We start from the raw sequence: 7,774 nt of genomic DNA, 5'->3' as shown, positions 1-7,774 counted from the left end.
CTCTTCTCCCGAGGCGGGGATAACTGACGCACCGATCTCTTCGGCACCGTAATGAAAGCCGAGTCCACCGGTGGATTGGGAGTAATCAAAGGCAAAGGCCGGATTGGATACTTCGACCTTCAATTCGATGACATCCAGCCCCTCCTCTCTTTTCAGGATGATCTGAAAATGAGGCTCCACCTCTTCTATCTCAAACAGGAGGGCTTCTATCTGGGAGGGGGAAAGATTATTCCCATCCACAATGATCATATCATCACAACGCCCGGAGATTCTCTGAATACGCCTGGAGGTTCTTTCACAGTCACATTCATCGGTAAGAATACGGGAGAGATCTCCTGTACGGTAGCGGATCAAGGGAAAGCCCTGCTTGGTGATGGTGGTAAAAACAAGTTCCCCCTCCTCGCCTTCTTTTAAGACCACCCCGCTTTCAGGATCAATAACTTCAACGATAAAGTGATCTTCATTCACATGGAGTCCCTTGTGGTATTCACATTCAAAGGCCACTCCGGGACCGATGATTTCACTCAGCCCATAGTTGTCAAAGGCCTCGATCTTCAGTTTTGACTCGATCTCCCTCCGCAGGTTTTCACTCCATGGCTCCGAGCCGTATAAGCCGACAGACAGGTTCAGTTCCTGGGGATTCATTCCGGCCTCTTCCAGGGCTGCAATGGTGTGCAGGGCATAACCGGGAGTGGACACAAGGGCGGAGCTTCGATAGTCCTTCATGATATGAATCTGTTTCAGGATCTCTTCTCCCGAGGCGGGGATAACTGACGCACCGATCTCTTCGGCACCGTAATGAAAGCCGAGTCCTCCGGTGGATTGGGAGTAATCAAAGGCAATCTGGACCAGATCATGGCTGGTGATGCCGGCGGCACTGAGCACACGGGCCACCAGGTGCGACCATATTTTCAGATCGTGTTTTGTATAGCCCACAACGATGGGAGATCCCGTGGTTCCAGAAGTAGAATGGATACGGACAATATCCCGCAGAGGCACGGCAAAGGCCTCATAGGGATAACTCTGACGGAGGTCTTCCTTGGAGGTCAGAGGCAGAGAACTCAAATCATCAAGGGACTTGATTTTGGATATATCAATCCCTTTTTCATCATAGAGATTCTTGAAAAAAGCTACATTTTTATAGACCTGACGGAGCGTCATCTGCAGCCGTTCTACCTGAAGCTGCTCCAGATCTTCGCGCAGCATAGTTTCATTTTCCCTGGAATAGATCAATTAGACCTCCTTTGACCCTTATGAATCGGTAAACTCTTTATAGTCCCGGCCCAGATAGGCCCGTTTGACATCGTTGTTATCCAACAGATTAGCGGCAGTTCCTTCCATCACGAGGGTTCCCGTTTCCATGACATAACCCCTGTCGGCAATTTCCAGAACAGCCTTGGCATTCTGCTCCACAATCAGGATTGTTTTTCCCTTACTGCGGAGTTCCTCCACAACCTTGAAAATACTCTTCACGATAAGGGGAGCCAGCCCCATGGAGGGTTCATCCATCATGAGCAGATCCGGCCGGGACATCAGAGCCCGGCCAATGGCCACCATCTGCTGTTCTCCACCGGAGAGAGTCCCGGCCAGCTGATTCTTCCTTTCCTCGAGCACAGGGAAGAGGGAGTAGATCTCATTCAGATTCTCCGCAGCCTGCCGGCCTTCCCTTCTATTATAAAAAGTATAGGCTCCCAGTACCAGATTTTCTTTGACAGTCATTGTCGGAAACAGCTGCCGCCCTTCGGGACACAGGGAACAGCCGGTTTTCACAATACGATCGCTTGGAGCCCCGCTTACATCATTGCCTTTCAGCAGGATGACTCCCGCCGAGGGCTTAACCAGGGAGGCGATCGTGTTGAGCAGCGTAGTTTTACCTGCACCGTTCGCACCGATGATGGTCACGATCTCACCGGGATTCACATGAAGACTGATGCCTTTAAGGACCTTCAGTTTATCATAACCGGCTTCCAGATTTCGTATCTTAAGCATCATCCCCTCCCAGGTAGATCCGGATGACCTCTTCATTTTTCTGAATATCCACGGGCGTCCCCTCGGCGATTTTCTGACCAAAGTTCAAGACAACAATTTCATCTGAAATATCCATGACCAGAGACATATCGTGCTCCACGATCAATATTGTCTTGCCCTGATCGCGAATGACCTGCAGTCTCTGTGCCAGATCTTCTGTTTCATGCATATTCAATCCCGCGGCGGGTTCATCCAGAAGCAGCATGGCTGGTTCGGAAACGAGAGCCCGGGCCAGTTCCACAGATCTCTGATTCCCGAAGGAGAGATTCCCCACTTCTGTATCTTTCAAGTCCAGAATACCGAGCCACTCCAGGAGGGGCAGAATGGCCTGGACGGCCTCTTTCTCCTCTTGCCGGCTCCTTTTGAGGGACAGCATACCCGATAAAAACCCGGCACGCCCCTTGCGGTGATACCCCAGAAGCACATTATCCATGACCGAGAGATGGCTGCTGATCTTAAGATTCTGAAAGGTCCGCATGATTCCCTGATGAGCCACCTGAAAGGGCCTCATCCCGGTTAATGCCTTTTCATCAAAGAGAACACGGCCTCCGGAGGGAGTCAGCTGTCCGGCAATCATATTAAACAAGGTGGTCTTTCCGGCGCCGTTAGGGCCGATGACAGACTTGATAATCCCGGGATTCACATCAAAGGAAACTGTATCCACTGCATGCAGACCGCCGAAGGACTTATCAAGGTTCTGTATGCGCATCAGAGGGGCTGCATCAGGATTAAGACTCATCAGCCCCTCCTGTTTTGGATTTTTCCCTGGCTGATATCCTGAGAAAAAAAGATTTTATATCACTGAGGAGTGACATGCGGATAAAACCTTCGGGCATAAACATCATGATCAGCACAAGGGTCACACCAAATACGGCGTCATCCAGATGACCGAAGACACCCCTCAGGGAGAGGAAATTCAGGAGAAACCCCATGATCAGGGCTCCCCAGAGATTGGCCATCCCCCCCACGGCCACGATGGCCACATAACGGACCGACTTGGTCACACTCGCCTCAGAAGGTCCGATACCACCGTTGTAATGGGTCATAAAAAAGCCGGCTACCCCGGCCAAGACGGCTCCGATGACAAACACAATGACTTTATACCGGGATGTATCGACCCCCATGGCATCGGCGGCCTCTTCACTCCCGTGAAGGGACCGCAAGGCCCGGCCTACCCGTGAATTGATCAGATTGATGAGAAGAAGCATGGCCAGGACAACAAGTATCCAGGCCACATAATAATTGCTGATCCGGGATGTAAAATCACCGCTGACCTGGATTCCCGGAGCCAGAGGAAATCCGGGGACATTGGTGATTCCGTCGGCTTCTCCAAAAACCTTGGAGCCCAGGACAATACGGTACACAATGATACCAAATCCCATGGTGGCCATGGCCCGATAGTGACCCTTCAGGTGTAAAACAGGGACACCCAGGATGTATGCCGCCAGGGCTGAGATCAAAATGGCCGCCGCCAGAGAGATCCAGGGAGAAAGGTAGAGAACCGTCTCCCCATACAGGGTTTCCATTGAAATAAGCAGACCCAGGGAATCCAATATCTTATAGAACAGGGTTCCCCCAAAAGGAGTGAAATCGATGGTGGACAGGCTGGCAGTGGTATAGCCTCCAATGGCAAAAAAACCGGCTTGTCCCAGAGATATCTGACCGGCATAACCCATGACCATACACAGGCCGATAGCCACCAGGACATAGTAGGCGGACATGGTCATCTGGGTCAGAAGAAAGGCCTGCCCCAGGACTTGGGTGAAGACTTGAACCAGAATGATGAAAATACAGAGGATCAGTACAGAAGTGTAGCGCTTCATTTAATAGTCCTTCAGGGATGAGGCCTGGGAGGAACCGAAGAGACCGCTGGGTTTTGCCACCAGGATAACCAGCAGGATGACGATGGCGATGACATCCTTAAATGCCATGGGCAGGATGCTGATGCTGAAAGCCTCGATCAGACCCAGAAGCAATCCCGCCGCCACAGCGGCAATGGGATTTCCCAATCCACCCAGAATGGCCACGGTGAACCCCTTGATGGCCAGATCAGAGCCCATGGCATAATGAGTCTGGGTCAAGGGAGACACGACACAGCCTCCCAGGGCACCGATACCGGCGGAGAGCATGAAGGAAAGATTGACCATCTTATCCGTACGAATGCCGCAGAGTTTAGCGGCCCGTGGATTTTCAGAACAGGCCCTCATGGCCTGACCGGTCAATGTATATTTAAGAAAGAAGAAAAGACCTGACACAATGACTACGGTCACTCCCAGTACCCAGAGGACCTGGGGAGAGATGCGGGCTCCGAAAATATTGACCGAAGAGACTTCAGATCCTGTGAAGAAGGAAAGAGCCCGGATCTGTTCATCCCAGATATAGAGGGCCGCCTCTCTGAGGAGAATAGAAATGCCGATGGTGATCACGATCATCCCCATGACAGATGTTTTTCGCATCCGGCGGATAAAGACATTTTCGATGATCCCCCCCACAAGGGCGGTAATCAGAACGGCCGACACGATGGCCGGCAGCAGGGGCATGAACCCCGAGAAGGTATAGGCGATCATACCACCGAGCATGACAAACTCACCCTGGGCAAAATTGATGATCCCCGTTGTGTTGTAGATGATGTTATATCCTATGGCGACAAAGGCGTAAATACTGCCGACTGTTATCCCCGCAAAGATGTACTGTAAAAACTGCTCGCCGCTCATTCTTTTCCTTTTTTACATAAAAGGGATACCGGTGAGCCCGGTATCCCCCCCTCTGACTTGAATATATTATTTGAGCCGGTCAAACTGGCCGTTTTTGACGATCAGCATTTCGAGGGAATCCATACCCAGTCCATTATGATCGCTGGGAGTGAAATTGAAGATTCCTCCTGTTCCGGGGAAACCGGAAATAGCTTCCAGAGCATCCCGGATGCCAGCTCTGTCCAATGTCTTTGCATTTCCGGCCGCTTCGATGACCAGCATGATGGCATCATAGGCATGTCCGCCAAATGTACTGACGGCTTCATTGTACTTAGTTTCGTAGGCAGACTTATAAGCCACCAGATTCTTCTTCTGCGGGTCATTATCAGCCAGTTTTTCGGCAATGAGGAGTCGGCCCGCTGGAAAGATGATGCCCTCTGCGGCTTCTCCGGCGGCTTCTACATATTTGATATTTCCAAAACCATGGCTCTGAAAGAGGGGAACCTCCATTCCCAGCTGCTTCATGTTCTTGGGAACGATTGACTGTGCCGGAACGATAGACCAGTTCACAACGGCTTCAACATTCTGTGCCTTTACCTTTGTCAGAAGGGCCGTCAGGTCGGTGGAGGCCTTGTCATAGGTTTCGGCAATGACAATTTCAATTCCAAAGTCAGGGGCGTATTTCTCAAGCTGTCCTTTCCCGGCATTTCCAAATCCCGTATTGGCAGCGATGACGCCGATTTTCTTGATTCCCATGGAATTCATGGTTGTATAGATCCATTCAGCCACGTAATTATCTTTTTGAGGTGTTTTAAAGACATAACTGGCCACTGGATCGACAATAGCCTCTGCCGCGGCACAGGAGACAAGAGGAACTTTGTAGGATTGACACAGGTCTTTGATCTGCATGGTCTCGCCGCTGGTGGAAGGACCCACGATGGCAATGACATTATCCTCTTCGATCAGCTGCTTGGCAAAAGAGATGGCTTTTTCAGGATTTGCCGCCGAATCCTTAATGATCAGTTCAATCATTTTCCCATTAACACCGCCGGCTGCATTGATGTCTTCCACCACCATCTCTATGGTTTTGGCTTCGGGTGCTCCCAGAAACGAGGCTCCCCCTGTCACGGCCAGAATGGCACCGACTTTTATAGTCCCCTCATCGTTTTGACCTGCGGCAAAGACAGATGATGCAAAGAGCCCTATGATGAGAAGGACTGTCCCTATTTTTTTCATTTTTATCCCCTTATAAGTTAATCCGACCACATAGTCGGTTATCTGACTAAGCAGTCGGCTTAACAGTATACCCCCACAGAGTTCCGGTCAAGAATAATTCTTTAAATATTTTGACCGGTTCAGCAGGGTATGGGGCTTCTTATTGGAGAGGAAATAATGCATCGATTTTAATCATATCTGCGGCTTTGATTTTAACTCCCGAGGCCTTCACATTGCTTTCCAACTGTTCAACCGTCGACGCCCCTGCGATGAGGGATGATATTCCAGGATTCTGAAGAATCCACGCCAGAGACAACTGGCCTGTGGTCAAATCGTAGCTTTTAGCAATGGAACCGAGCTCGTCCACCCGAGAAAGAAGGTCTGTATCCGAAACCATGTCCATAATGAATCTCTTCAGACTGTCATCGGCGGCCCGGCTTCCTTCGGGGATTTTGCCTCCCGAGTACTTTCCTGTCAGAATTCCCTGAGCCAGGGGTGAGAAGTTTGCCGTTCCCATACCGTTGTTGATACAGGCCGGCAGAATTTCATGCTCAATCCCTCTTTTCACCAGACTGTAATTAGGCTGATTGATAACGGGACTGGACCAACCCTGTTCGATACAGATTTCATTGGCTTCAATAATCTGATCAGCCGTCCATTCACTGGTACCCCAGTAGAGGATTTTGCCCTGTCTGATCAAATCGTTTATGGCCTCCAGTGTTTCAGCCAGGGGGGATTCGGGGTCAAAGCGGTGGCAGTAAAAAATATCCATATAAGACAGCTTTAAGCGTTCAAGGCTGGCATGAACCGAGTCTGTGATGTGTTTCCGGCTCAAGCCTCGGTCTGTCGGGGCATCGCTCATGGGCCAATACGCCTTGGAAGCCACAATATACCGGCTCCGGTTGTAGCGGGGCAGAATTTCTCCTAAAAGAGATTCTGCATCTCCCCCATTGTAGGCATCGGCGGTATCAATGTAATTGATTCCCAACTCAAAGGCCCGGTTTACAATTTTTTTTGCATTTTCCAGCTCTACCTGATGAGCAAAGGTCAGCCAGGAACCATAGGCTATTTCACTCACCTTCAGTCCTGTATTCCCGATTTTTCTGTATTCCATAGCGTATACTCCTATTATTTTATTAATGTATTCTATCAATGATAAGAGATGGAGCAAACTCCAGGTCAAGAAACATTTCTATTTATTTATTATCGGGGATGATACAATAGGCTTCTCAGATGAATCTTTCATCTGAAAAAACATTATAGGAAGGCCGCCATGAAATTCTGCTGGACCACAATTCAAGTTTCCGATATGGAAAAATCTGTCACTTTTTATCAGAAAATACTGGGTTTGAAAATTAATAGAACAATGAATCCCACCCCGGATATGGCACTGACTTTTCTGGGGGAAGGAGAAACTCAGGTAGAGCTGATATGGAACAGGAATAACCAGGATATCAGCTTTGGAAAAGACATTTCCATGGGGTTTATTGTGGAATCCATCGAAGAATTTACAGAGTTGATGAAGAAACAGAACATAAGCCTGCATTCAGGGCCTTTTCAGCCCAACCCTTTTATCAAATTCATTTATATTCTTGATCCCGACGGCATGAAGATTCAGCTGGTTGAAAATATCAGACCGAAACAATAAGAGTCCCTGTATATTAAACCAGGGAATCCCTCTAATATTCCTTGGATTCCTGTTCCAGCTTTTCCCTGGTTGACAGAAGACCGCAGGCTGCAAAGATATCTTCACCTCTGCTTTTACGTATGGTCGTGTAGTATCCCTTATCCTTCAAAATAGTCTGAAAATCCTCCATCCGGGTCCGGGTGCTCCCTGT

General features: G+C 49.4%; 8 protein-coding genes. 1 reads left to right on the top strand and 7 read right to left on the bottom strand.

The window, feature by feature from the left end; genetic code table 11:
* From PF479_RS03180 to PF479_RS03150, 7 genes are all read right to left on the bottom strand, one after another.
* On the bottom strand, positions 1 to 1,233 hold a 1,233-nt coding region (locus PF479_RS03180; protein ID WP_298002157.1), incomplete at its 3' end, for a phenylacetate--CoA ligase family protein.
* 18 nt (positions 1,234 to 1,251) lie between these two features.
* Positions 1,252 to 1,989: an ABC transporter ATP-binding protein gene (locus tag PF479_RS03175; protein ID WP_367277198.1), complete on the bottom strand. Its 738-nt coding sequence runs from the start codon at positions 1,987 to 1,989 to the stop codon at positions 1,252 to 1,254.
* Positions 1,982 to 2,767, bottom strand: a complete 786-nt coding sequence (locus PF479_RS03170) for an ABC transporter ATP-binding protein (protein WP_298002153.1) — start codon at positions 2,765 to 2,767, stop codon at positions 1,982 to 1,984. Before PF479_RS03170 ends, PF479_RS03175 begins: the two co-directional genes overlap by 8 nt.
* The gene (locus tag PF479_RS03165) at positions 2,757 to 3,851 is read right to left on the bottom strand and encodes a branched-chain amino acid ABC transporter permease (RefSeq protein ID WP_298002151.1); all 1,095 of its coding nucleotides are present in this window, start codon (positions 3,849 to 3,851) and stop codon (positions 2,757 to 2,759) included. The genes PF479_RS03170 and PF479_RS03165 overlap by 11 nt, the downstream gene beginning before the upstream one ends.
* The gene (locus PF479_RS03160; RefSeq protein ID WP_298002149.1) at positions 3,852 to 4,742 is read right to left on the bottom strand and encodes a branched-chain amino acid ABC transporter permease; all 891 of its coding nucleotides are present in this window, start codon (positions 4,740 to 4,742) and stop codon (positions 3,852 to 3,854) included.
* Positions 4,743 to 4,808: 66 nt separating this feature from the next.
* Positions 4,809 to 5,957, bottom strand: a complete 1,149-nt coding sequence (locus PF479_RS03155; RefSeq protein WP_298002147.1) for an ABC transporter substrate-binding protein — start codon at positions 5,955 to 5,957, stop codon at positions 4,809 to 4,811.
* 139 nt (positions 5,958 to 6,096) lie between these two features.
* On the bottom strand, positions 6,097 to 7,050 hold the full coding sequence (locus PF479_RS03150; RefSeq protein WP_298002145.1) for an aldo/keto reductase family protein: 954 nt from the start codon (positions 7,048 to 7,050) through the stop codon (positions 6,097 to 6,099).
* Between the two features lie 159 nt (positions 7,051 to 7,209).
* On the opposite strand from PF479_RS03150, the gene PF479_RS03145 reads away from it, so the two are divergent.
* Positions 7,210 to 7,584 carry a VOC family protein gene (locus tag PF479_RS03145; protein WP_298002143.1) on the top strand — a complete coding sequence of 125 codons (375 nt, stop codon included), beginning with the start codon at positions 7,210 to 7,212 and terminating at the stop codon, positions 7,582 to 7,584.
* Positions 7,585 to 7,774 lie beyond the last annotated feature (190 nt).

The sequence above is a fragment of the Oceanispirochaeta sp. genome (genome assembly GCF_027859075.1).
Classification (GTDB): domain Bacteria; phylum Spirochaetota; class Spirochaetia; order DSM-2461; family DSM-2461; genus Oceanispirochaeta.
The sequence above is the reverse complement of the archived record's forward strand: the minus strand, read 5'-3'. Positions and strand labels throughout refer to the sequence as shown.